The organism is Levilactobacillus lanxiensis (assembly GCF_016861655.1).
Classification (GTDB): Bacteria; Bacillota; Bacilli; order Lactobacillales; family Lactobacillaceae; genus Levilactobacillus; species Levilactobacillus lanxiensis.
Window position 1 is genome coordinate 413326 of record NZ_BOLN01000002.1, and the last position, 21886, is coordinate 435211.

Consider the following 21886-nt stretch of genomic DNA (forward strand, 5'->3'; position numbering starts at 1 on the left):
CTAACTTAGGCGGCTTAACCAAATTCTAAGCTTTACGACGCCAACTCAAGACCATTCCACCGCAAAATTATTGATACCACCGCCTGTCCAGATAGGCTATAATGGGACATATCTAAACAACGACACAATGTATACATTTGGTGCTGGTTAGATTCAAGGGTCGCCAGCCCACTAGTCACCAAAATGGAAATAGCCGTCATCAATCACCCATCCAAGTGCGGCTGACTCGGCGTCCCACGGCATTGTAAAAATTAACGACCGTGTCAGTGACCAGAGGCGGATCAAGGTTCCCTGCTGTGTCGATGGCGTTAGCTGAGGTTTCCCACTCAACTTAGAACATGGGACGACCTTTGAGACCGCTCTTCGGCTCAAAGTTGAGGTGGAAGCCCGCTTCTCAGGCTGGAACCGGCCCCATAGCAAGGCAGGTTGAGCCTGCCGCCAGAAACGGCAACATCAATCACGCAATTGCGGCTGACTCGGACATCCACGGCATTGTAAAAATAAGCAACCGTGTCAGTGACCAGAGGCGGGCCAAACTGCCCGGCTGTGTCGATGGCGTTAGCTGAGGTTTCCCACTCAGCTTAGGCCATGGGACAACCTTTGAGACCGCTCTATGGCTCAAAGTTGAGGTGGAAGCCCGCTTCTCAGGCTGGAACCGGCCCCACAGCAGGGCGGTTTGAGCCCGCCGTCGGGAACGAAAAACATCAGTCAGTTTATTTTTAGAAAGGAGGTTGGGCCTATGCGGGTCACCCTAAAAAACATCACACTAGCCTACGACCAGCAGCCGCCCATCCTCACCAACTTTGACTGCCAGATTCCAGACGGCCAGCTGACGGCGCTCCTGGGGCCCAGCGGCAGTGGCAAGTCCACCCTCTTAAACCTGATAGCCGGCCTGTTAACACCCAACGCCGGGCAGATCATCTTCGATCAGACCGACGTGACCGCCACGGACAGTCGGCATCGCAACATCGGCATGGTCTTCCAGGATTATGCGCTGTACCCGCACCTGACCGTCCGCGATAACATTGGTTTCCCGTTGAAAATGGCCCATGTCAAAAAGGCCGCCCGCTACCAACGCGTGGCCGAACTGGCCGAGTTGGTTCAGGTGACCGATCAGTTGAGTAAGTTTCCCCAAGAACTCTCTGGCGGCCAGCAACAACGGGTCGCCATCGCCCGGGCCCTGGCCAAGCAACCTAACCTTTTATTGTTGGACGAACCGCTGTCGAGTCTGGACGCGACGCTCCGCGAAGAACTCCGCGGCGTCATCCGCCAGATTCAACGCACGACCGGCGTGACCACGGTCCTGGTGACCCATGACCAGGAGGATGCGCTCCAAGTAGCCGACCAGATCATGGTGCTCGCCAACGGCCGCCTGCAACAGGTCGGGTCCGGGGGCGACCTGTATCAGCACCCCACCAACCTGACCGTGGCCCAATTCATTGGCCGGCCTCGAATCAACGTGGTACCGCTAGGCCTTCTGCCAGCCGAGTTCAAATCCTTGTTGCCAACCACAACCCAAGCCACCACGCTGGGTATCCGCAGCGAGGCTATCCGCCTGGCAACGGCCGACCGCCACCGCTTGACCGCGACCGTGATCCAGCAGATTCAATTGGGCCGCGACGTCCAAACCCATTTACAAACGGCGCTGGGCCCGCTCGTCAGCACCGCCATCCCCACGACCACCGCCACAACGCTTGCCATCACGCTGGCCCCGACCGGCTGCACGCTCTTCGCCGCCGATGGCCACAGTCTTGTGGGAGGTGACCGCGATGCTTAACCAAACACCGACCGCCAAATCCACGCTCAAGGCCCTGCTCTACCTGGCCCCGTTACTGGTGCTCACCGCGGTCTTCATCCTCTGGCCGCTACTGAACGCGTTTCTCATCAGCCTATATACCAAATACAACTACTATACCGGTCACGTCGGCGCCCTGGGCTGGGCCAATTTTGGCTATCTCTGGCACGACCCGACCTTTCACCTGGCCGCACGTAACACCTTACTGTTAGTGCTGGTCGCCGTGCCGGTGTCGGTGGCTTTGGCCCTCGCCATTGCGCTGGGCATCAACCAGATTCCGCGACTCGCCGACTTTTTTCAAACGGTGTACTTCCTACCGTTTGTCACGTCAACGGTCGCCATTGGTCTGGTCTGGAACTGGATTTTCCGGCTGGATGGTGGTCTGCTCAACCGACTTCTGAGCCTCCTACATATCCCCGCCATTGATTGGCTCAACGACCCGCACTACTCGCTGGGCGCGCTGATTATCGTCTGCATCTGGCAGGGGCTGGGTTTCAATATTATTTTATTTCTCGCCGGTTTGAACCACATCGACCACCGATTTGCCCGAGCGGCCGAACTGGACGGTGCCAGCGATTGGCAGCGGTTCACCAACGTGACCTGGCCGCTGCTGATGCCCATCACCATTCTGGTCATCGTCAACACCAGCATCACCAATTTCAAGGTGTTCGACCAGGTCTACGCGCTCTTTCACGGCGCCGCGGGACCGGGGGACGCCGACCTCACCCTGATGGTCTACCTCTATCAAAAATTTTATGTCGAAAATCAAATGGCGGTCGCCGCGGCTTGTGGCGTCGTGCTCTTTCTGTGTGTGAGTGTCCTGACCTTGATCACGGTCGGCTACTTCCACCACCGGCAACGTCAGTTAGGGGGGCGGTAACGTGGCCCATCCCATTCGCACCACCCTCTGGTACCTCCTGCTAACGGCGGGCGCCATCCTGATTCTCCTGCCCTTTGGCTGGATGATCATCACTAGTCTGCAACCGGCCGCAACAACACTGACCGTGACCACGACCTGGCTGCCCAAATCTCTCCGGTGGCTCAACTATTGGCACGTTTGGCAGGCGGCGCCCTTTGCGCGTTACTGCCTGAATTCCGTGCTGGTGACCGTTGCGACCACGTCAGGCGAGCTGTTTACCAGCCTACTGGCGGCATTTGCCTTCACCCATCTGCGCTTCTACGGGCAGCGGTGGCTGTTCGCGCTCATGGTGGCGCTGATGCTGGTCCCCGGTGAGCTCCTGCTCATTCCCAATTTCATCACCCTGGCCCACCTCCGCTGGATCAACACCTACGCCGCGCTCATCGTGCCGTGGCTGGCCAGTCCCTTTATGCTGGTCGCCCTTCACCAAGCCTTCAAGGCCCAACCGCAAACGCTGTACCTGGCCGCGCGACTGGACGGTGCCAGCGACTGGCAATACCTCTGGCACGTCCTGGTGCCTATCAACCGGCCCATCATCACGGCTGTAGCGCTCCTGCAGGTCATTGGCTCCTGGAACGCCTTCATGTGGCCGCTCATCGTCACCAACACCGACGCGTTACGCACGTTGCCGGTGGGTCTGATGACCTTCACCAGCGACCAGGGCACCAACTATCCGCTCCTGATGGCCGCCTCCGTTTGCGTCATTTTGCCGTTATTCATTCTCTATCTTGCTTGTCAAAAATACTTAATTCTCGGGGTGACCGCATCCCGTTTGAAAGGCTGATCACATGAAACACCACTTCCGTCTTCTTCTGAGTCTCACCGCTATCCTGGCCCTGGGGTCGCTGGCCGCCTGTTCCGGCAAACCGACCACGACCCAGTCCCCACACAAACGGGTCACGCTGACCTTTTGGCACGGCATGACCGGTTCCAGCCAACAGACGCTCAACGAATTAGTTCGCGGCTTTAACCACTCTCAGTCTAAATATACCGTCGTTGCGAGCGCTCAGGGCAACTTCGCCAACGTCCAACAAAAAATCATGGCCGCCGCCAAGTCTGACACCCTGCCAACCATCGCCCAGACCACGTACACCAACGTGCCCGACTACGTGCATGGTCAATTTATCGTGCCACTAAACGATTATTTGTCGAAACGCACCATGGCCCGTATCGACCCCAATCTCCGGCAAGTCAGCTATTACCGTGGGCAAACGTACGCCATGCCATTTTCCAAATCCATCGGCCTGTTATTCTACAACCGCGACCTCCTCAAGCAGACGCACACGGCTGTGCCCCGCTCCTGGGAGGCACTCCAGCGCGATGCCACCCGGGTCAAGGCTCAGGGGCTGACCGGGCTGGCACTGAACCAAAATTTCAGTGCCGAATGGGACACGCTGACCTCTCAGGCGGGTACGCCGCTGATGACGCCCCGGCCGAAGCTCACGAGCCCCAAGATGCTTGCGGCGACCCACGTGGTCTACGACATGTTAAAGGCCAAGACGGCCACCACAGCGGGGACGGATGGCTACGGCAACGTGCAATTTTTCAAGGGTAAAACGCTCTTCTACAGTGGTTCCTCGGCCGCGATTGGTGTGCTCCAAACCAGCACGCCTAAGGGCTTTCACTGGGGAACGGCGCCGCTGCCCAGCTATCGGGGCAACCGCCACGTCAGTGCCATTCAAGGTAATGATCTGGTCATGTTCAAATCAGCTTCCACGGCCCAACGCCGCGGGGCCGCGGCCTTCATGACCTACCTGCTGGGCCAAAAACAGACGCTCAAATAGGCTAAGGCCACCGGCTACCTGCCGCTGACCACCCAGGCCTTGAAGAGTCGCGACTACCGGCGTTACCTGACCCAGCACCCGGCAGCCAAGGCGACCGTGCAGTCGTTGCCCCACGCTTCACCGGATCCGACCTTCTACGGTTACACGGCTTATCTGAACGCGGTGAACCAAGCGTCTGACCAGCTGAGTGCCGGCGCCACGACGCCAGAAAAAGCTCTGAAACAGCTCCGACAACAACGCGCGAAACAGTTACGGGCGCAATAGCCTGGATCTTCGAGTTAGTGAAAACTAAACCGTGGCTGACATGGCGTTAGCCCGTTACTGGTTCACTGATTTTGCGGACGGTTTGTGGCCCTGTGTCTGGCCTTAATTTAAGCCGTTGTACTAAAAGGACGTTACGTATTGTCTGTTGTTGACAGATAAACGTAACGTCTTTTCCATATTCAAAATAATAGATAGCTTACTTGATTGAGGACTAACATAGGCTAATTCGCGATGCCTTCCCAAAAACCATAGGCCGTATAGGAAACCACGTTAATGTGCTTGAATTTCCCCGTCTTACCGCCCTTATCGACTTTCTTTTTCACCGCTGCACCAAATTGCTTCCTCACAATTGGATCAATTGTCCGGTAAAACTTGCGATTTTTCAAGGCATCTTTTCGCGTGTAGACGGACATCCCAAACGGGTTAAAACCAGAATAGACCTTTTGGACTGAAGCCTTTTTAGTTCTAGTGAAGATGGTTAAGATAGTCCCGTGTTCTTGCTCATTGTATTGAATTAGAACTGGCTTCCCCTTAATGGTCGTCCGGCGAACCGTGCTCAATCCTATGCCATTCAGCAGATACAGTGTCTGCTTATGTATCTTTTTGCCACTTAATCGATATGGCGTAAAGTATTGTTCACTGGCAGCACTATAGCTATTACGATCCAAGGCATGCCGATAAGTTGAGATATCAAACTTCTTCGCACTCGCCTTGATTTTGCGACCCTTACCCTTGTAGCTGGTATACCAGGTTCCCCGAAACGCCTTAGGCAAGCTTGTCAGTTTGTGGGTTTTCACCGCAGCATTAGCGGTTTCTGGTGCCTGGCTAATCCCGCTGACCACTAAACCCAAGCTCGCCGCCACCAAGGCTGCGCCAATCATTTTCGTTAATCGATTCATCATTGTTTCCTCCTCAAACGAATTCACCTAGTCCGATACCAGATGATGAGTTCAGTATACAAAATGGTGGCGTCACAGTTTGTCGTTTAGGAGAACGTAAGTAAAAACGCTACATGTTATCTGTTGTTAACAGATACGTGTAGCGCTATTTTGGCACCCAAAATACTGGGAAAAATATTTATTTGATATTAAACTCTATTAAACTCTATTGCATAATGGCGGGAACTCAATCAATAACCCGCTAGCCAATCAACCCGACGTGAAAAGTCCCCGGTCGATGTCAGTGACCAGAGGCGGGCCAAACTGCCCAGCTGTGTCGATGGTCTTAGTAGAGCGAACTTCTCTACTTAGAGCATGGGACAACCTTTGAGACCGCTCTTCGGCTCAAAGTTGAGGTGGAAGCCAGCTTCTCAGGCTGGAACCGACCCCACAGCAGGGCGGTTTGAGCCCGCCGTCGGGAACGGCAATGACATCGTCCGGGAACGAAATTTTTCACTCGTATTGATTCAGTGTGTGGTGGAGTTCGGACTTAATGCGGTCGACCAGCGACACCGGCGACAACACCTTCAGCCCCGCGCCCTGACTCATCAGCCACAGCAAGGCCCCGTCAACTTTAACGAAGGCCTCGATCACAACACTGCCATCCGCATTTTGCTTGACGACCCGTGAACCGGGAAAGTGGTCCAGCGCCGTTTGCACATAGTTATGATACTCGAAACGAATCTGCGTCAGTGCCCCCGAATCTATCAAATAGGTATAGTTGCGGTGTTCCTGTAGCGAAAAACGTTCGGCGTAGTCGAGGTGATCTCCCGGTAGCGTATCTAAAATGTCTCCCATCCTGTCCAGACGGTAGAGCCAGTAGCCGTGGTGCTCTTCGCTCAGCATAGCAACGTAGAAGTAGTAGGTCTCGAAGAATAGCGCCACCGGCTGGGCATGGTGAACCTGCAGTTGAGAATTGTTGTGACTGCTACTACGGTAGGTGAAAACCATTTTCTCCGTGCGCACGATGCTGGCCGCAACTTCCCGCAACCGGTGTAGCAGTGGCTTGGCGCGGGATAACGGCACGTAACTGCCCCGCGACAAAATTAATTGTTGCCGGACCACCGCCTGCATCACGGGCGATAGGCTACTGCTGATGTAATCCAAGGTCGCCGTCAGCTCGTCTTGGTCTAACGCACGAGACCCCAACAGAATGTTGCTCATCGTTAAAACCATTTCCACGTCGGTCTCTTCACTCTGGCGGGCCAGGCGGTAGGTGCCGTCGTGTTCCACCAGGTCACCCGCCGCATACTCCGACAGTGCCCTGCGCACGTATGAAAAGTCCCGCTGACACGTCCGTCGACTGATATGATATTTTGTTTCCAAATCGCTCTGCTTCAGCGTTTCACCGGACATTAACTGGACCATGAGCTCTGCAATTCGTTGATTACTCTGCACGTGCCGTCACCCCGCTTTCTCCCAATTTCGTTAACCCTCATTATACCAGCAACATCTGGAAAACTCGCAACCAAATTAAAAGCGGCCACCCCGCAGAGTCGCCGCCTTCGTTTACTTATCGAATTGAATGAGCACTTTACCTTTAGGACGGCCATTTGCGACCAAGTCCAAGGCTTTGTTAATGTCAGTCAAATGGAACACCGTGGGGTCAATGGCGGGTTCAATCTGATTCTCTTCGACTACCCGCGTGATTTCCCGCAACTGTTCGCCATCGCTGCGTACGAAGATGAATCGGTAATCGGCACCCACGCTTGCCGCTTGCTTATCGAAGTTGCGGCCGGCTAGGGCAAACAACGCCGTCTTCCACCAAGATAACTGGTGATCTTTAGCAAATTGCCGGTTAGGTCCCATCCGTAGGGACAGCACGCGGCCACCTGGCTTCAAAATTTGCAGTTCATGGGCAAATTCTTTCGGCCCAAGCGTGTCGATCACGTAGTCGACTGACGATAACTTTTCCCAGTAATTTTCTTGACGGAAATCAAAGTAATTCGTCGCACCCAACGCCATGACGCCCGCTCTGGCCTCGGCATTACCACTAACGCTGACTTCCAATCCCATCTGTTTGGCCAACGGAATAGCCATTTGACCAAAGGAACCGGAACCACCCGGGATCATCACGGATTGACCGGACTTGGCGCCCAGCTCTTCGTGAAGACCTTGGTAGGCGGTCAACCCAGTCAACGGCACGGCTGCCGCGTGGGCAAAATCGAGGGTCTTGGCCATTGGCGCTAACGCTGCTTGGTCCACGGCCACGTATTCAGCGAAACCGCCCTGTTGTGGCAAGGGTAACCGGGCGTAAACGGCATCGCCAATCTGGTAATCATCGACGTTGGCTCCAACGCCCATCACTTCACCGGAGATTTCATTCCCCATCGTGACTGGCATCTGGTAGTCTTGAATCAGCTTAACGCTCCCGGTACCGATCAACATTTCTAAGGGATTCACGGCCGCATAGCGCACCTTGACCAACACCTCATTGGCGCTGGGCGTGGGCGTTGGAACGTCCCGCACCACGAGTTTGAATTTCTTGTCATACTTGTCTAATTGGGCTGCTTGCATGTTATTGGCTCCTCCCCGACCTTGGTCGGTATCTTTAGTTTATTATCTTTTGTTTTGGTTAAAATGGTCTACCGTGACGCGTGATTCCGTTTCCGACGGCGGGCTCAAGGCGCCCTGCTGTGGGGCACGGTTCCGGCCTGTGGGGCGGTCCTTCACCTCGCCTTAAAACCTCGCAAAGTTCGCGAGTTTCCAAGGTCGTCCCGTGCTCTAAACTGAGAAAAACACTCAGTTAAGACCACCGACACAGCTGGTCACCTTGGCCCGCCTCTGGTCACTGACACTGACCTCACTGACCATTTTCACCACTCTAGCAGTATTCCGTGCTCGGTTCTGTCCATGATGTAGTCTGACCATTAAAATTCTAATCAGTCAAATGCACATCGCTCACCGGTAACTTCTAAGTAAGAATAAATCATTTAGTAACAAAAGTCAAATAAAGTAACTTACTGGCATTTTGTGTTACACTAGAAGAAATACCAAATAAAGGAGTTAGGACTCGTGACGCTTGCGTTCAGTCCGTTATGATTATGGCTAAAATTACCCGCGAAAAAATTCTGGCGACCGCTGAAACACTGATCACCGCGAACCAACAACCGGCCGTTACCTTAGATCAGATTGCCCAACAACTCGACGTGACCCACGCGGCCATTTACAAGCACTTCACCAACAAGCAAGCGCTTTGGGAGGCCGTGGCCGCTGCGTGGTTCCAACGGACAATCATTAATCAGATTCCGTTACCCACAACTGGCACGCCAGCTGAACAGCTTCACGACTGGCTGTGGGCGTTTGCCAATGCGAAGAAGCACGCCTACAACGACCATCCCCAAATGTTTGCCCTCAACACCCGCTACATCGATAGCAATCCGACCGCTCTGCGCGCCGTTTTGACCAGCGCCTACGTAGTGATCGACACGATTATGGGATACGATGACGCGCATCACGAGCGGGCCGAAACCATTCTGTCAGCCTTTTCCGTCTTTGCCCTCCCCACCTTCAAGGACACTTGGAACGACGATGACTACGCCGCCCGCTTTGAAGCGCTCTGGCAATTGATTGTCCGGGGACTTTGATTTAACACAAGCATACCCCAAAGAATCCGCAACCAATTGGCTGCGGATTTTTCTATTTCCAAGCCAAATAAAAAAGGCCAACCCATCACTGGATTGACCTTTCATCACACGCCTCACGAACAAGTCGCAAGTCATGCGTTTAAGTTTTGATTTAACTAAAGAATTACTTCTTCAGTGGCGTCCATGCCCACTTAGTGAATTCTTCAATATCGCGACCTTCGTCACGGGTAACCTTGAAATGCTTAGCTAAGATGTCATCCATCTTCTTGTCGAAGGCCTTACCGGCAGCTTCGTCAATAACACCCTTGGCAATCAAGGTGTTAACAGCATCCTTGGCTTGGTGGAAACGGTCAAGTTCGGAGTATACACGCATGTCGTAAGCAGTCGTGATATCACCGTCTTCACGGTAACCGTGAACGTGTAAGCCTAAGTGTTGACGTTCGTAGAAGAATGATTCGATCAAGTCTTCGTAACCGTGGAAACCAAAGACAACAGGAGTCCCGGATTCGCCGAAGAATGAACTGAATTCAGCATCGCTCAAAGCACGTTCGTCGTTAAGAGGCCCGTTCTTCTTTTGCAGACGTTCTAATTCAACCACGTTGACGTAACGCATCTTAACAGCTGGGAATGCAGCATTGAGCAAGTCAATGGCAGCCAACGTTTCGATGGTTGGTTCAACACCAGCAGAAGCAAAGACGATATCAGCATCTTCGCCTTCAGCAACAGTGGAAGCCCAGTCGATAGTCTTCAAACCGGTGTTAGCCAGTTCTTCGGCTTCGGCAACGGAGAACCATTGTTGACGAGGTTGCTTGGAAGCAACGATGTGGTTAACCTTTTGACGGTCCTTGAAGGCACGGTCAAAGACAGCCAACAACGTGTTCCCATCAGCTGGCAGGTATTGGCGAATGAAGTCAGACTTCTTTTCAGCCAAGTGGGTCAGCATACCAGGGTCTTGGTGGGTGTAACCGTTATGGTCTTGTTGGAATACAGTTGAAGTTGAAACCAGGTTCAATGATGGGTAATCATTACGCCATGGTTCAGCAGCAGCCTGACGGATCCACTTGAAGTGTTGCGTCGTCATTGAGTCGACAACCCGCAAGAATGATTCGTAAGACGTGAACACACCGGTACGACCAGTTAAGGTGTAACCTTCAAGCCAACCTTCAGCTTGGTGTTCTGATAATTGGGCATCCAAGATACGGCCTTCTGGGGCTTCGTATTGGTCATTTGGTTCCTTGACCTTACTCATCCATTGACGGTTCGTAATCTTAAACATTTCCCAAAGACGGTTAGACATCGTTTCGTCAGGTCCGAAGATCCGGAATGACGTAGGGTTCTTCGTAGCAACGCCGGCGAAGAAGGTTGACAGAACGTTCATATCCATGTTCTTGTTACCATCTGGCAATTGCGTCCCACGGTTATTTTCGTTGATGTCGTTAGCGAAGTCTTTCCAGTTAGGCAGGTCGAGCGTGTCGGCCTTGGCACCGCGAACACGGCCACCATTGGCAACTGGGTTAGCAGCCATCCGCTTGTCGCCCTTAGGAGCGAAGTCAGCGACTTCTGCCTTCAATGAACCATCAGCATTGAATAATTCAGTAGGCTTGTATGAGTTCATCCAAGCTTCGAATTCTGGTAATTCATCAAGCTTACCTTGTGCTAAGCCAAGTGGAACTTGGTGAGCACGGAAGGAGCCTTCGATTGGTTCGCCAGCTGGGTTGTGCGTAGGACCGCCCCAACCTTTAGGCAAACGAGCGATAACAACTGGCCAAGCTGGGATAGTCCCATCTTCGTACTTGCCGTTTTCGCGGGCATCCTTTTGGATTTGTTGGATATCAGCAATAGCTTGATCAAATAACTTAGCAGCTTTTTCGTGGTAAGTCATGTAATCATGGATATCTTCGTTTTCAAGGAAACGTGGTGACCAGCCTAAGCCTTCGAAGAACTTAGCAATCTTGTCATCGCTCATCCGTGAGAACAGCGTTGGGTTAGAGATCTTAAACCCGTTTAAGTCAAGGATTGGTAATACGGCACCATCGTTCTTAGGGTTCAAGAATTTGATGGAGTTCCATGCAGTCATAGCAGGGCCGGTTTCAACTTCCCCATCACCAACAACAGTGAAGGCGATTTGGTCTGGGTTGTCTAAGACAGCACCAGTTGCGTGGGAAAGTGAGTAACCAAGTTCTCCACCTTCGTGAAGGGAACCTGGCGTTTGGGCAGTCATGTGGGAACCAATTCCACCAGGGAATGAGAACCGCTTGTACAGACGTGACATCCCTTCGAGGTCCTGAGTAATTTCAGGATAAGCATCCGTGTAGGTGCCGTCCAAGTAAGAGTTCGTTACCATAACTTGGCCACCGTGACCTGGACCACCGATATAGAACATGTTCAAGCCGTACTTGTTGATTAAACGGTTGGCGTGGGCGTACAGGAAAGTTTGTCCTGAGATAGTACCCCAGTGTCCGATAGGCTTAACCTTAACGTCGTCCTTTTGGATTGGTGTGTTCGTAACTGAGAACAATGGGTTGCTCTTCAGGAAGATCATACCACCGGAAAGGTACGTAGTGGCACGCCACCATGCGTCAACTTTTTCCAAGTATGACTTGGAATCGTAATCTACTGCCATGAATTCATACACTCCTTCGTGTCGTTGAGTTACATCATCTAAATCAACATCAATGATCGAGGTTAATTTCTATTCTCTTATCATACTAAACTTTCACAAAAAGTCAACCTTTTTATAAATTGGTTCGTCCCAATTATAAAATAAATTGATTTTCATGCGTGAATCCTTGGAAAAAGGCCCGCCGATTCACCCGCATTCAACTGCTGGTCACCCTTTCTCTTTGCTGACCCAACAAGCTTTCCCGCGCGATGAAACTAAAAATCACATTTGCGCTTAAAGTATAGCAGACTTTTAAAAAATCTCGCATTGGTTTGCTCAGTGAACGCAATTTTCATAGGAATTTTTACTGAAAATGCCCGGATTAGGTTTCGAGCTAGCATCGGCCGGCCCCCGTTTTTGAATCTGCCCACACGGGTCGCCGATAACGTTAGCCTGCCCCCTCACTGGAAGGCAGCCACTCAACGTGAATCGAGTATAGCAAATGCTATTCGGGATTGCCGGTAATCTGTTAGGAATTGGCGGGGCTTAGGAAATCCTTTAGGTTCTGACGGCAGCGCAAACGAAAAGACGCCCAGCCGCAATTGACCAAGCACTTATACAAGCCATTCTATAGGATAGAACTGCCAAAATTTCATTTTCTACTAGTGTTGCTAAATACTTGTCCCTAAACGAGTCAATATCGTTCATGATTAAGGTTGCTCAATGATACACTAACGGTGGGAACAACTAATTGGTTTGACTCGGTTAGCACACATTCATTTCGGGGAGGTTCATCTAAATGAAGTGGAAAGTAGGCTTACTCGCATTAGGATTAGGATTACTCATTGGTTTGCGTCCGTTAGTTCCCGTTCCTCATCAGGGCAATCTGCCCGTGACACCCTCCTTACCAAGTGCCCGGGCAGCTACTGTCGATGAAACTAGCTATTCGGGCACCATCGGCTCCGGTGAGACCAGTGTTCCCTGGACCCTAAATAACGGTACCTTAACGCTACAGGGTGGTACGTTGCGCAAATTTTCTGGTCGCTGGCTGACGCTTCCCAATGGCCAAGTTTTGACTGACCTTGTTGAAGATAATCAAGATATCCTCACCAGAACCGATTTCCAAGACATGGTGACGAAGATTGCCATCACGGGGAAACTTAACGTTGGCGACAACGCTGCTTACCTATTTGCTAATTTTACAAATGTAACCGATTACAGTGGGCTAGATAATTTAGACCTTACTAACTTAGACAGCACAAATATTGTCGGCGGTTCGGGTCTCATGGGCATGTTTACCGGTAATTCAACTTTGACAGCCTTTACTGCACCGAGCTTCGCAGCCAACAATCCCCACTCCATCGCAAATATGTTTCAAAACGATAGTTCGCTCGTTTACTTGGACCTCTCCAAAATGCAGACGGCTAACGTTGCCAACCTGAGTGGGTTAACGTTGGGTTGTACAGCATTACAGGTCCTCAATTTAGGCAACTTTTCTTCACCCGACAAACTCGCTGCGAACTACACTAACTATATTGAACCCAAGGCCCAAATCAACTGCCTCACCGTCAGTCCCACGCTCATTCTCAATAAGAGTGGCCTCTACAATCTAACGAGAAGTAATGCAATGGTCACTAATCGTTGGCAGGAAGTCGGTAGTGGCAAAGTCAGCTTTAACTTAAACCACCAACCGCCATTTGCTGGCTACGACGATTTTCTGCAGAACTATCAGGTCTATGATCCGCAGGGCCCCGTTCTGGGTGATCCAGACACAACGGTGAATGACAGTACCCAACAATTGCTTAATCTCTATGATGGCGAAGATCACGGAATCACTGGCAATCAAACGTACGTGCGTGAGCCCCAACCAGGCATGGCCATCAAGGAACCCGATATCCCGGCACCGACACCGATTCCCTCACCAACCACACCAACGGAAGATGACACCGCAGACTTCCAACAATTTTACATCTCAGCGACCCAAAAAATCGGTCTGTATAGCAATAAGGACTTCAGCGCTGCCAACCAACTGGCCTGGTTTGCCAAAAAACCACAGATGAAGCAGCCGACCTTCTTAGTAACTGGGGTCACGACTTCTGAGGCTGGTAATCACCGCTATCAGGTTAGAGACACCAACCGGCAGTCCCAGACGTATGGCGAGACCGGTTACGTCACCACTAAGGCCGACTCCGTCACGGCTAGCTACTACCAAAACGCCCCGCAGACGGTGACCGTCATCAATCCTGGTGGCATCAACGGCTATGGCTCCGCGGCGTTGTCTCAACCCCAAGTTGCCTACGCCCAAGGCAAACAACTAGCCGTCAAGAAGGTCGTCACACACGGGCAGACGACCCGCTTACTTCTCACCAATGGCAAATATATTTCGGGAAACCGCCACTTTGTCGTTGCCGGAAAATATCGTGTGCCTGCCCAAGTCCGTGCCAAAACAGCCGTCAACCGCTACGCTAACGTGAACCTCACCCAACGGAAACAGCATTATCCACAGAAGACGCACCACACCTTCAAAGTACTCGGCTGGGATTACTCCCAAGGCCAGAATACGACAACCGCCGGAACGTTACGTTACCGGGTTGCCGGTGGGTACATTACCGCTAATCCACGATTGGTTAGGGCACTGAAGTAGCTAATAATATCTAAAGTCTGTTAACACAAAAGGGATACGTCTGACGACGTATCCCTTTTGTGTTGGCACTCAGTCTCAACAGACCAAGTCCCCATTTAAACGATTCTAATAGGATAAAACACTAATCATGACCAACAGCATCCGCCGCAATGGCCGCGGCCAACTTCGTTTTGTACCAGTTCAGTAACCGGTTCACGTTGGCCACCGCGCGGTCGAAGGAAATCGTCGCCAGCAATAGCAAGCACGGCAGGTACTGAATGATGTACCGGCTCCGCCCACCTTCAAACAATAGAAGGAACGCAAAACCACCAATCATGGCCACCTTTAAAATCTGAATGACCCGCTGCTCCGGCCCAAAGCCCAGTGCGATGATTGTGAGGAGCGTGATCCACCACAACTGGGCTGCAAACCGGAAGTCTGCGATGTGCCTCCCGTACAGGTAAATAAAGTTCTTAAGCTTATTGGTTATGCCTTTATTATTGGGCTTTTGATTTTCCAGGAAGAAGTGCCCTTCCTTTAACCACCCAAAGGTCCCGTCAGCGGTGTTATTCCGCTGTTTCATTACCAAAAATTTTAGATAACCGACTGGACCCAATTGCTTCAGTCGCTTCTTCAACATCATCACGGAGTAATCCGTCTTCTGCTGCTTGGTTGGCAGGAACGTCATTTCAACGGCTTGCCACCAACTGTAACCACCCTGACCGTAGACCCCCATGGCCATGAAGTGAATCGCGGGAATTCCTCGCGACTTATCAATCTGAATATACGTTTGATTTTCAACCTTATGATTCACGTATTGATAAGTTTCGTAGCCACTTCGGCCAACGAACAGGACCATGGCAAAGGCAATGAATAGGGCTTCCATGTGCAAGTGTTTATGATTGACCATCGCCATTAAAACCTCAATAATCACAATCGCAATCACGGGAATGATGGACGAGGGCTTCATGAAGTACGTCAGCATGACGCTAATGCCAAAACCATTGGCCGCTGCCGCCCGAATCAATGAATGGATGGACGACTTCCGCATGACAAAGTAACACAGCAAATAGAACGACACCAGCGGCAGTCCCCAGGCATCCGTATAAGGCATGATGATACTTGGAAAGACGGCGAGCCAACCGACGTGAATGTACATGGCCGCGCCCAAGGCCTTTTTCTTAACGACCCAGACACTTACCAGGTTAAGGACCGCAGACAAATCAACGAAAAACAGCGTGACAAAGTCAAAGAACTCCCACGTAGTCTGATTGAAAGTCGTTGAGATCCAGTGCATGAACAACATGATGGGCATGTTGTTTTGGTTCAAACTGAAATAAGACGTGATGTCCGGGTCCGTCACACTGGTCGGGTCCGTCGCCGTATGTAACAACATCCCCGAGTCAAACCCACTATTGGGGTGCACAAAGTAGACGAAGAACAGTTGGCCCACCAACACCATCAGTAAGAGAATTGTCCCCGTCCGTACCCGTTCTGTAATAAATATACGGTACAGCCACGCGCGAAACCGTGGATAGGCATAGATGCCGACCGCCACGGCCACCAACCCAATCACCAAGCCCGTCGTCAACATCGTGGTACTCGTCCCAAAGGTATTGTTGTCCCCTAAGATAATGTTTGGCGACGTCACCGCAAAAAAAAGTGTCAGAAAAAACAGGACGCGCCAAAAGAGGTTGATCACTGCTTGACTGAACTTATAGAACCTACGCATCGTCGTTTACCTGTTTCGCCACTTCAGCGGCTACTTCGTCTTCCGTCGGGAATTTCCGTTCCGTCACATCAATACAGAATGACCGAGTTGGCGAGTCACTGACTTCGATTCGCAGCAAAACCGCGTTGTTCTGCCGCAAAATGCCATCAATTTCATTAAACAAGTATTCCGTGACATTTTCTACGGTCGGATTGATGACCTTAAATTCGGGCAAATCATTTAAATACTGACCGGACAAGGCATCGATGGCCTTCCCCAGAGATTTCTCGATATCAAAGAAGGAGACCATCCCTTCAAACACGTGAAGCTCACAGACGATTTCCCAAGTATGATTATGCTTCTTACCCGTTCCGGACTTCCACCGGACCGCGTGACTCGCATTAACGTATGATTTAATTTTATAGGACCGTTGTTTCATACTCATTTTCCTTTCCTACGCCGCCGGTACTGCTCGCGAAGGGTTTTACCATCATCGCGTAGCACCGCCACTAATCGGCTCGTTTCTTCATTGATTCCCCGCATCCGCCACGTGGCCTTGGTGGTCATGGCGTTAATGATGCCGACCAACCGAATCCACGAGTTGACGAACTGATAGACTGGCAGCGTCAATGTCACCCACCAGAGATGTAAATAGTAACGTTGCTCGCTGGGATATTTTCGTAGCAGAATCGCCACACTGGCAAAATTGATGAGTGCCACAAAGACATACAACGAGTAAATCAGCAGGTAAGACATCCCCACGACCAGAGTTGAATACCCAAAGGCAATCAACACGATACTCGCGAAGGTCCAGATCATCCGGGGAAACACAAACGTGTGATCAATAATCATTCGCCGAACCAAAAAGTTGTTAAAGAATCGTTTCAAACTGGAAGTTTGGGTCATATAATTCTCGGTAACCTCGAGCTCCCCCCGTTGCCATCGCTGACGCTGGGTGTAAAGCTCAGAAAACCCGGAGATGGGCTCGACGTAGAAAATGGCGTCGGCACAGATGACCACCTTCTTGCCCAGCCGGGTTCGAATCTGGAAGGTCATGTCGGTGTCCTCCCCAATGCTATCAATATCGTAGAGGAAGGTTTCCATCAGAACTTCCCGTCGAAACGCAGAGAACGCCCCCGACATGGTAAACAGCTGATCCTTGGACGACTCAATGGTCCGTCCTGACAGAAAGGCCTGGGCGTACTCGTAATACTCGTTCTTGGCCAGTATCTTGTGCCAGAGGCCCTTGACCCCCTGGACCATTTGCCACTTGGGGAGAATTGCCCCCATCATGGCAGCGATACTGGGATCATTTTCAAATTTTAACACCATATTCTTAACGGCATCTTTTTCTAACAGCCCGTCACTATCAATGTTAATGACGTAGATGCCAATGCTTTCATAAATCGCTGTGTTTAACGCCCGGGCCTTGCCTTTGTCCGTATTGACATACCGTAAAATCAGTTCGGGAAAGGTGTTTTGGGCCTTGGCATAGGCGCCAAAGCTATCATCCGTACTCTGATTATTGGCCAAAACAACCTGCATGGCGTTCTTGGGGTACGACTGATTGTTAATGGATCGAATACACTCAAATAAAGTGTCCTCGGAATTGTAGACCGGCACAATGATTGTGACCCATGGCCATTTTCCTGGTGGCACTAGTTTGGGCTGGTGGAGATGCAGGTGCATTAATTTAATTGTCGAAACAATTGCTGGAATAATTTCCACGATAATTGGAATTAACGCCCACGTAATCCAGAATCCCATTCTGGTCAGTGCTAGATTGATCCAGTACATCACAGCTTATCATGCCTCCAATCAACAAAGTCTCGATACAGCCCCTGGGCCAACTGAGAATAGGTAAACACGTTGTAGTACAGGACAATAATCAAGACGTAAAAGATGAGCCGGCCGAGAATCGAGTGGGCCAGAAAGAACGTCTGACCACCCCCGAAATGAACGAAGGTAATCACCACGCTTAAGCGCAAGACGTTGATGAGAAAGATGTAAATCAGGCCAAACAACGAGTAGAACACCTTTTCCTTCCGTTTGTACATCGGAAAGAACGCCACCAACGCAATGAAGGCACAGGTCTCAATGATCCCTGAACATTCATAATCGATTGACATGATGACCGAGTTACCCGCATTTGAGATGTAAACCAGGCCCATCTTATACATAATCGTGCACCAATTGGTCACGTCGTTAAATAGCGCGACGCCGTGAATCACTGCATGGGTAAAGAACCAGACCCAGTATGGCCGGCTAATAGATGTCAGGATAAAGAAGAGTCCGGCACTCCCCGCAATAAAGTAGAAGGCGGATAGCCGAGCTCGTTTTAACACCGATAGTACGTACAGCCACACCACGATTCCTAGTAGAATACTTACTCTCATCAATACCAGTCCTATTAGTTAACTTATCAAACGGTTGCTGCGCTGTTTACTTATCGGCAGCATCATTTTGACGCCGCTTCAGCTTACCAGACTTTCTGAGTCGCCAGTAACCAAAACCAGCGATGAGCACCCCGATACCGGCAATGACGTAAGGACCGGTGGACCCACCAGCAACGGTTACTTTCTCTTTCCCAATGTTAGGGTTGTACATGGTAATGGTTTGTCCCGTCATGCTGGAGAGCTTTAACTTGCTGACGTCAATCTGGAACTCAGCAATGCTATGACCCTCACTGTCGCTGGAGACATAACCGTCTCCGACCGTCCCATAGGAGCTATCCGAGGTATCTTCATTGTAATTACCTGCCCGGAAAGTAACCTTAGTAGCACTCCCATGGCTAACCGGATTATATGGTATGTCCTTCGAGAAAACAAAAATCTTCTTACCATTAAACTCAAAGTTGTAGTCCCCATAGCCAGGAACCATCCCATACTTCATTTTGACATAAACGTAGACCTTATCGCCATCAGTCACCATGGCCGTATAGCCGTTGTAACCCTCAGTCAACGTGACGTTCTTCCAGTCTGCAAACTTACCATCAATCTTAATGTTGAGGTTATCATTATCATTATTCGCATCGTTGTCGGTGGTTGTGGTGGCCTTGGAACTACTGTCAGCCTTACCATCGATAACGCCTGACGTCGCCGTTACATCAGGACTAACCTTTTTGCTACCTAGATCATCAACGGTGGTTGTCGCTGTCCCCCCAATATTGGGGTTCGTCATTTCAACCTTTTTACCATTAGCTGAATCTGTCAGTCCAAATTTACTCAAATCAACTCGAAACTCTGCCAAAGGATGTTCTCCGTCGTTGGAGACGTACCCGGTCGCAACCGTGCCATACTGAGGGCCTTCATTTGTGGTCCCACCAGTAAATGTGACGGCCTTACTTTCACCCTTCGCGACGCTGCCAGGAATATTATCGGACCAAACAAAATAATTCTTACCATCAATCGTAAAGTTATAATCTCCATAACCAGGGACTTGGCCATTTTGCATCTTTACGTAGACATCAATGTACTGCCCGTTACTTTCCATGGCCGTCGACCCGTTGTAGCTATCGGTTAGATTAGCATTGTCCCAATCCGAAAACTTCCCATCAATCGTGATGTTATCACTCGCCTGTGCCGTCACCGTTGCCGGTTCAGCAGTGACGACTGCGCCAGCTAGTCCTAGCGCAACAACCCCAGCCATCATTAACTTCCACAACTTCATGAGGTAAACTCCTCCCTCTAAGAACAAATTGTCACCCGACCAATTGGTCGATGACATCATTTAAATTTACAACTTAACTTACTATTATACGGTTAGTCTATGCCACCATAGTCAATTAAGCAAGACAACATTTTTCACGCAAATATGCTTTCTTGACCGCATCTTTCACCTGAAATTGAGCCGGCTTGAAAGCACGCCATTACGGGAATTGATTAACGCCCACAAGTATTTGTTGACGCTAATAATAACCCGTTGGCAATCACCCCCATTGTACTAGGTTTTGGGCCAAGTAGCGACCAAATAATCTTTAAGAATTGCGAGGGGCCACGAATTTCTCTGATGTGAAAAGGTCAGCCCATTAAATGAACTGACCTTTTCAACGTTTAATCATTTTATATTTGAAAATTCTCGTTTAATCCAGCACCACGGTCTCATGAATCAACCGCGCAATCGCATTGACCTGGTCGTCGGTGAGACCCAACCAGTCGGGCAGTTTTTCGTGAACTTCGCTATAGAAACTCCGGAACAGGGCTGGCTTGGAGAAGCCCTCGCCCCACTTGTTGTAGTCATCGTCGTACGGTTGGTTCAAGACGTTGTGCAGATCGATGACCTTGTTATCGGGATCCTCACTCACGTAATTGTAGAAAACAAATTCGTGGATGTAGGGTTTGATGCCCAATTGATTGAGCTTATTTTGAATCAGCCGGTTTAGGCTCAGGCCGGAGAGGATCACCTGGTTGATGGGATTCTCATCGCCCGCATAAACCTGGATATTATCGGGATTCTTGATGCACATGGTAAAGCTCTCGGTCCCCTGCTGCATGACTTCCTTGGGTAGCAGTCGTTTCACCAGATACAGGCCATCCATCGACCCATCTTTACCGACGCCAATCATCCGCAGTAGGTCAGCGAGCTTGATGTTGTGGTACACGGCCCCGGTCCAGTATTTTGTCTCCAGCATGAAAATACCCTTGCGGCAAACCACTAAGTGATCCACTTGCCGGTTGGGAAAACGATTGTCGTCCGAATCAATGTAGAGGTTGGCAAAAATATGAAATTTATCCTCCGGGAATCGTTTATCAAGCTGGCGTAGCATTTTATAAGTGCGGTATTCACCGCGATTGGTATAGTTTTCTGACATTTTACTTCCCCCCATGAAACCAGTATAGGTCAAAATAGCTGACCTACCTAGCGAAGTCGGTTGGGCCTTTTAGCCGTGCGTGGTCGACCCCCAATGTAAGCGGGCTGACCACCGGATTGGCTAGTCGGTCGTTAAGACGGTGACCCGTCAAACCGGCGGAGTTCATCTAGCATGGCCGTGCGACGCGGATAGGCCTGACGCCAGGTCTCGATTAAGTCCGTCGCCGCTGAGAGGCCACCACAATAGGCGACCATCCGGTTTAGGACGGCCAGGCCCTCACTAAAAAACGGTTCAATCCCATTGTACCAGGACTGAACCGCGGACACATCTTCTATTTAGCGGCCTCGAGCACCGCAATTTCAATCTTCTTCATCTGCATCAGCGCCTGCACCTGCGCTGGCGTCTGGGTCAGCTCACCAATGTTTGCCGGAACGATTTGCCAGGAGACGCCGAAACGGTCCTTGACCCAGCCACACTGTTCGGCTGCGGGCACGTGGGACAGCTTTTGCCAGTAATAATCAATTTCGGCCTGATCAGCGCATTCAATCGTAAATGAAATGGCCTCGTTGATCCGAAAGCTCGGCCCGCCATCGAGCGCCAAAAACTTTTGCCCGTTTAAATGAAAGGACGCGTTTAAAATTCCCCCCTGCATGTCAGTGAAATGTGCATCGAGGTCAGCATCGGGATAGTAAGTCACGTCGTCCAGCGTCGAATCGGGAAAGACACTGAGATAGTAATGCACGGCCTTGTCACAGTTGTTGTCGGCGAACCACAGACTCGGAACGATTTGCTTCATGGGAAACCCTCCTGGAAAGCTTATTTTTCGTTAAGCGTACTGGATTTTTGGGGTGGG

Annotated in this window: 19 protein-coding genes; 8 read left to right on the top strand and 11 right to left on the bottom strand. The window is 50.8% G+C overall.

Annotated elements, in window-relative coordinates; translation table 11 throughout:
- The first annotated feature begins 739 nt into the window (after nt 1-739).
- Genes JUF22_RS03900 through JUF22_RS03920 form a run of 5 tightly spaced genes read left to right on the top strand, consistent with a single transcriptional unit; the run spans nt 740 to nt 4762 of the window.
- Nucleotides 740-1777: an ABC transporter ATP-binding protein gene (locus tag JUF22_RS03900; protein ID WP_203643543.1), complete on the top strand. Its 1038-nt coding sequence runs from the start codon at nt 740-742 to the stop codon at nt 1775-1777.
- Complete coding sequence (locus tag JUF22_RS03905) at nt 1770-2675, top strand: carbohydrate ABC transporter permease (RefSeq protein WP_203643545.1); 906 nt, start codon at nt 1770-1772, stop codon at nt 2673-2675. Before JUF22_RS03900 ends, JUF22_RS03905 begins: the two co-directional genes overlap by 8 nt.
- A gap of 1 nt (nt 2676) precedes the next feature.
- A complete protein-coding gene (locus tag JUF22_RS03910; RefSeq protein ID WP_373306104.1) occupies nt 2677-3498 on the top strand; it encodes a carbohydrate ABC transporter permease in 822 nt (273 codons plus the stop codon).
- Nucleotides 3499-3502: 4 nt separating this feature from the next.
- Nucleotides 3503-4498, top strand: coding sequence for an extracellular solute-binding protein (locus JUF22_RS03915; RefSeq protein ID WP_203643553.1), 996 nt, complete (start codon nt 3503-3505; stop codon nt 4496-4498).
- A 39-nt stretch (nt 4499-4537) separates the two neighbouring features.
- Entirely contained in the window at nt 4538-4762 is a 225-nt protein-coding gene (locus tag JUF22_RS03920) for a hypothetical protein (RefSeq protein WP_203643555.1), read from the top strand.
- Between the two features lie 221 nt (nt 4763-4983).
- Here the strand turns inward: JUF22_RS03920 and JUF22_RS03925 are convergent, their stop codons facing one another.
- The 3 genes from JUF22_RS03925 to JUF22_RS03935 all read right to left on the bottom strand — a co-directional run bounded on the left by JUF22_RS03925 (nt 4984) and on the right by JUF22_RS03935 (nt 8217).
- Entirely contained in the window at nt 4984-5664 is a 681-nt protein-coding gene (locus JUF22_RS03925; RefSeq protein ID WP_203643557.1) for a hypothetical protein, read from the bottom strand.
- Nucleotides 5665-6153: 489 nt separating this feature from the next.
- Nucleotides 6154-7098 carry a helix-turn-helix transcriptional regulator gene (locus JUF22_RS03930; protein ID WP_236000703.1) on the bottom strand — a complete coding sequence of 315 codons (945 nt, stop codon included), beginning with the start codon at nt 7096-7098 and terminating at the stop codon, nt 6154-6156.
- A 111-nt stretch (nt 7099-7209) separates the two neighbouring features.
- Nucleotides 7210-8217: an NADP-dependent oxidoreductase gene (locus tag JUF22_RS03935; RefSeq protein WP_203643559.1), complete on the bottom strand. Its 1008-nt coding sequence runs from the start codon at nt 8215-8217 to the stop codon at nt 7210-7212.
- A 527-nt stretch (nt 8218-8744) separates the two neighbouring features.
- Here JUF22_RS03935 and JUF22_RS03940 point away from each other — a divergent pair.
- A complete protein-coding gene (locus tag JUF22_RS03940; RefSeq protein ID WP_203643561.1) occupies nt 8745-9287 on the top strand; it encodes a TetR/AcrR family transcriptional regulator in 543 nt (180 codons plus the stop codon).
- Nucleotides 9288-9450: 163 nt separating this feature from the next.
- Here JUF22_RS03940 and JUF22_RS03945 read toward each other — a convergent pair whose 3' ends face one another.
- Complete coding sequence (locus JUF22_RS03945; protein ID WP_203643563.1) at nt 9451-11910, bottom strand: phosphoketolase family protein; 2460 nt, start codon at nt 11908-11910, stop codon at nt 9451-9453.
- A gap of 154 nt (nt 11911-12064) precedes the next feature.
- On the opposite strand from JUF22_RS03945, the gene JUF22_RS13815 reads away from it, so the two are divergent.
- Both JUF22_RS13815 and JUF22_RS03950 read left to right on the top strand, forming a co-directional pair.
- Nucleotides 12065-12187, top strand: a complete 123-nt coding sequence (locus tag JUF22_RS13815) for a hypothetical protein (RefSeq protein WP_268890132.1) — start codon at nt 12065-12067, stop codon at nt 12185-12187.
- A gap of 501 nt (nt 12188-12688) precedes the next feature.
- Nucleotides 12689-14533: a DUF5776 domain-containing protein gene (locus JUF22_RS03950; RefSeq protein WP_203643565.1), complete on the top strand. Its 1845-nt coding sequence runs from the start codon at nt 12689-12691 to the stop codon at nt 14531-14533.
- A 121-nt stretch (nt 14534-14654) separates the two neighbouring features.
- Here JUF22_RS03950 and JUF22_RS03955 read toward each other — a convergent pair whose 3' ends face one another.
- The 7 genes from JUF22_RS03955 to JUF22_RS03985 all read right to left on the bottom strand — a co-directional run bounded on the left by JUF22_RS03955 (nt 14655) and on the right by JUF22_RS03985 (nt 21829).
- Nucleotides 14655-16244, bottom strand: coding sequence for a TIGR03766 family XrtG-associated glycosyltransferase (locus tag JUF22_RS03955; RefSeq protein ID WP_203643567.1), 1590 nt, complete (start codon nt 16242-16244; stop codon nt 14655-14657).
- Nucleotides 16237-16668, bottom strand: coding sequence for a 6-carboxytetrahydropterin synthase (locus JUF22_RS03960; protein WP_125763734.1), 432 nt, complete (start codon nt 16666-16668; stop codon nt 16237-16239). Before JUF22_RS03960 ends, JUF22_RS03955 begins: the two co-directional genes overlap by 8 nt.
- Nucleotides 16665-18020, bottom strand: coding sequence for a TIGR03111 family XrtG-associated glycosyltransferase (locus tag JUF22_RS03965; protein WP_203643569.1), 1356 nt, complete (start codon nt 18018-18020; stop codon nt 16665-16667). The genes JUF22_RS03960 and JUF22_RS03965 overlap by 4 nt, the downstream gene beginning before the upstream one ends.
- Nucleotides 18020-18619 carry an exosortase XrtG gene (gene xrtG / locus JUF22_RS03970; protein WP_203643571.1) on the bottom strand — a complete coding sequence of 200 codons (600 nt, stop codon included), beginning with the start codon at nt 18617-18619 and terminating at the stop codon, nt 18020-18022. The genes JUF22_RS03965 and xrtG overlap by 1 nt, the downstream gene beginning before the upstream one ends.
- 46 nt (nt 18620-18665) lie before the next feature.
- Nucleotides 18666-19892, bottom strand: coding sequence for a Firmicu-CTERM sorting domain-containing protein (locus tag JUF22_RS03975; RefSeq protein WP_203643578.1), 1227 nt, complete (start codon nt 19890-19892; stop codon nt 18666-18668).
- A 412-nt stretch (nt 19893-20304) separates the two neighbouring features.
- Nucleotides 20305-21033 carry a nuclease-related domain-containing protein gene (locus JUF22_RS03980; RefSeq protein WP_203643580.1) on the bottom strand — a complete coding sequence of 243 codons (729 nt, stop codon included), beginning with the start codon at nt 21031-21033 and terminating at the stop codon, nt 20305-20307.
- 331 nt (nt 21034-21364) lie between these two features.
- Complete coding sequence (locus JUF22_RS03985; RefSeq protein ID WP_203643582.1) at nt 21365-21829, bottom strand: VOC family protein; 465 nt, start codon at nt 21827-21829, stop codon at nt 21365-21367.
- Nucleotides 21830-21886 lie beyond the last annotated feature (57 nt).

Bases quoted from the DNA above. Each gene is read 5' to 3' on its own strand.
- JUF22_RS03945 (WP_203643563.1), bottom strand. From the start codon at position 11,910: ATGGCAGTAGATTACGATTCCAAGTCATACTTGGAAAAAGTTGACGCA.
- JUF22_RS03975 (WP_203643578.1), bottom strand. From the start codon at position 19,892: ATGAAGTTGTGGAAGTTAATGATGGCTGGGGTTGTTGCGCTAGGACTA.
- JUF22_RS03955 (WP_203643567.1), bottom strand. From the start codon at position 16,244: ATGCGTAGGTTCTATAAGTTCAGTCAAGCAGTGATCAACCTCTTTTGG.
- JUF22_RS03940 (WP_203643561.1), top strand. From the start codon at position 8,745: ATGGCTAAAATTACCCGCGAAAAAATTCTGGCGACCGCTGAAACACTG.
- JUF22_RS13815 (WP_268890132.1), top strand. From the start codon at position 12,065: ATGCGTGAATCCTTGGAAAAAGGCCCGCCGATTCACCCGCATTCAACT.
- JUF22_RS03950 (WP_203643565.1), top strand. From the start codon at position 12,689: ATGAAGTGGAAAGTAGGCTTACTCGCATTAGGATTAGGATTACTCATT.
- JUF22_RS03985 (WP_203643582.1), bottom strand. From the start codon at position 21,829: ATGAAGCAAATCGTTCCGAGTCTGTGGTTCGCCGACAACAACTGTGAC.
- JUF22_RS03935 (WP_203643559.1), bottom strand. From the start codon at position 8,217: ATGCAAGCAGCCCAATTAGACAAGTATGACAAGAAATTCAAACTCGTG.
- JUF22_RS03925 (WP_203643557.1), bottom strand. From the start codon at position 5,664: ATGATGAATCGATTAACGAAAATGATTGGCGCAGCCTTGGTGGCGGCG.
- JUF22_RS03915 (WP_203643553.1), top strand. From the start codon at position 3,503: ATGAAACACCACTTCCGTCTTCTTCTGAGTCTCACCGCTATCCTGGCC.
- JUF22_RS03900 (WP_203643543.1), top strand. From the start codon at position 740: ATGCGGGTCACCCTAAAAAACATCACACTAGCCTACGACCAGCAGCCG.
- JUF22_RS03965 (WP_203643569.1), bottom strand. From the start codon at position 18,020: ATGTACTGGATCAATCTAGCACTGACCAGAATGGGATTCTGGATTACG.
- xrtG (WP_203643571.1), bottom strand. From the start codon at position 18,619: ATGAGAGTAAGTATTCTACTAGGAATCGTGGTGTGGCTGTACGTACTA.
- JUF22_RS03960 (WP_125763734.1), bottom strand. From the start codon at position 16,668: ATGAGTATGAAACAACGGTCCTATAAAATTAAATCATACGTTAATGCG.
- JUF22_RS03905 (WP_203643545.1), top strand. From the start codon at position 1,770: ATGCTTAACCAAACACCGACCGCCAAATCCACGCTCAAGGCCCTGCTC.
- JUF22_RS03980 (WP_203643580.1), bottom strand. From the start codon at position 21,033: ATGTCAGAAAACTATACCAATCGCGGTGAATACCGCACTTATAAAATG.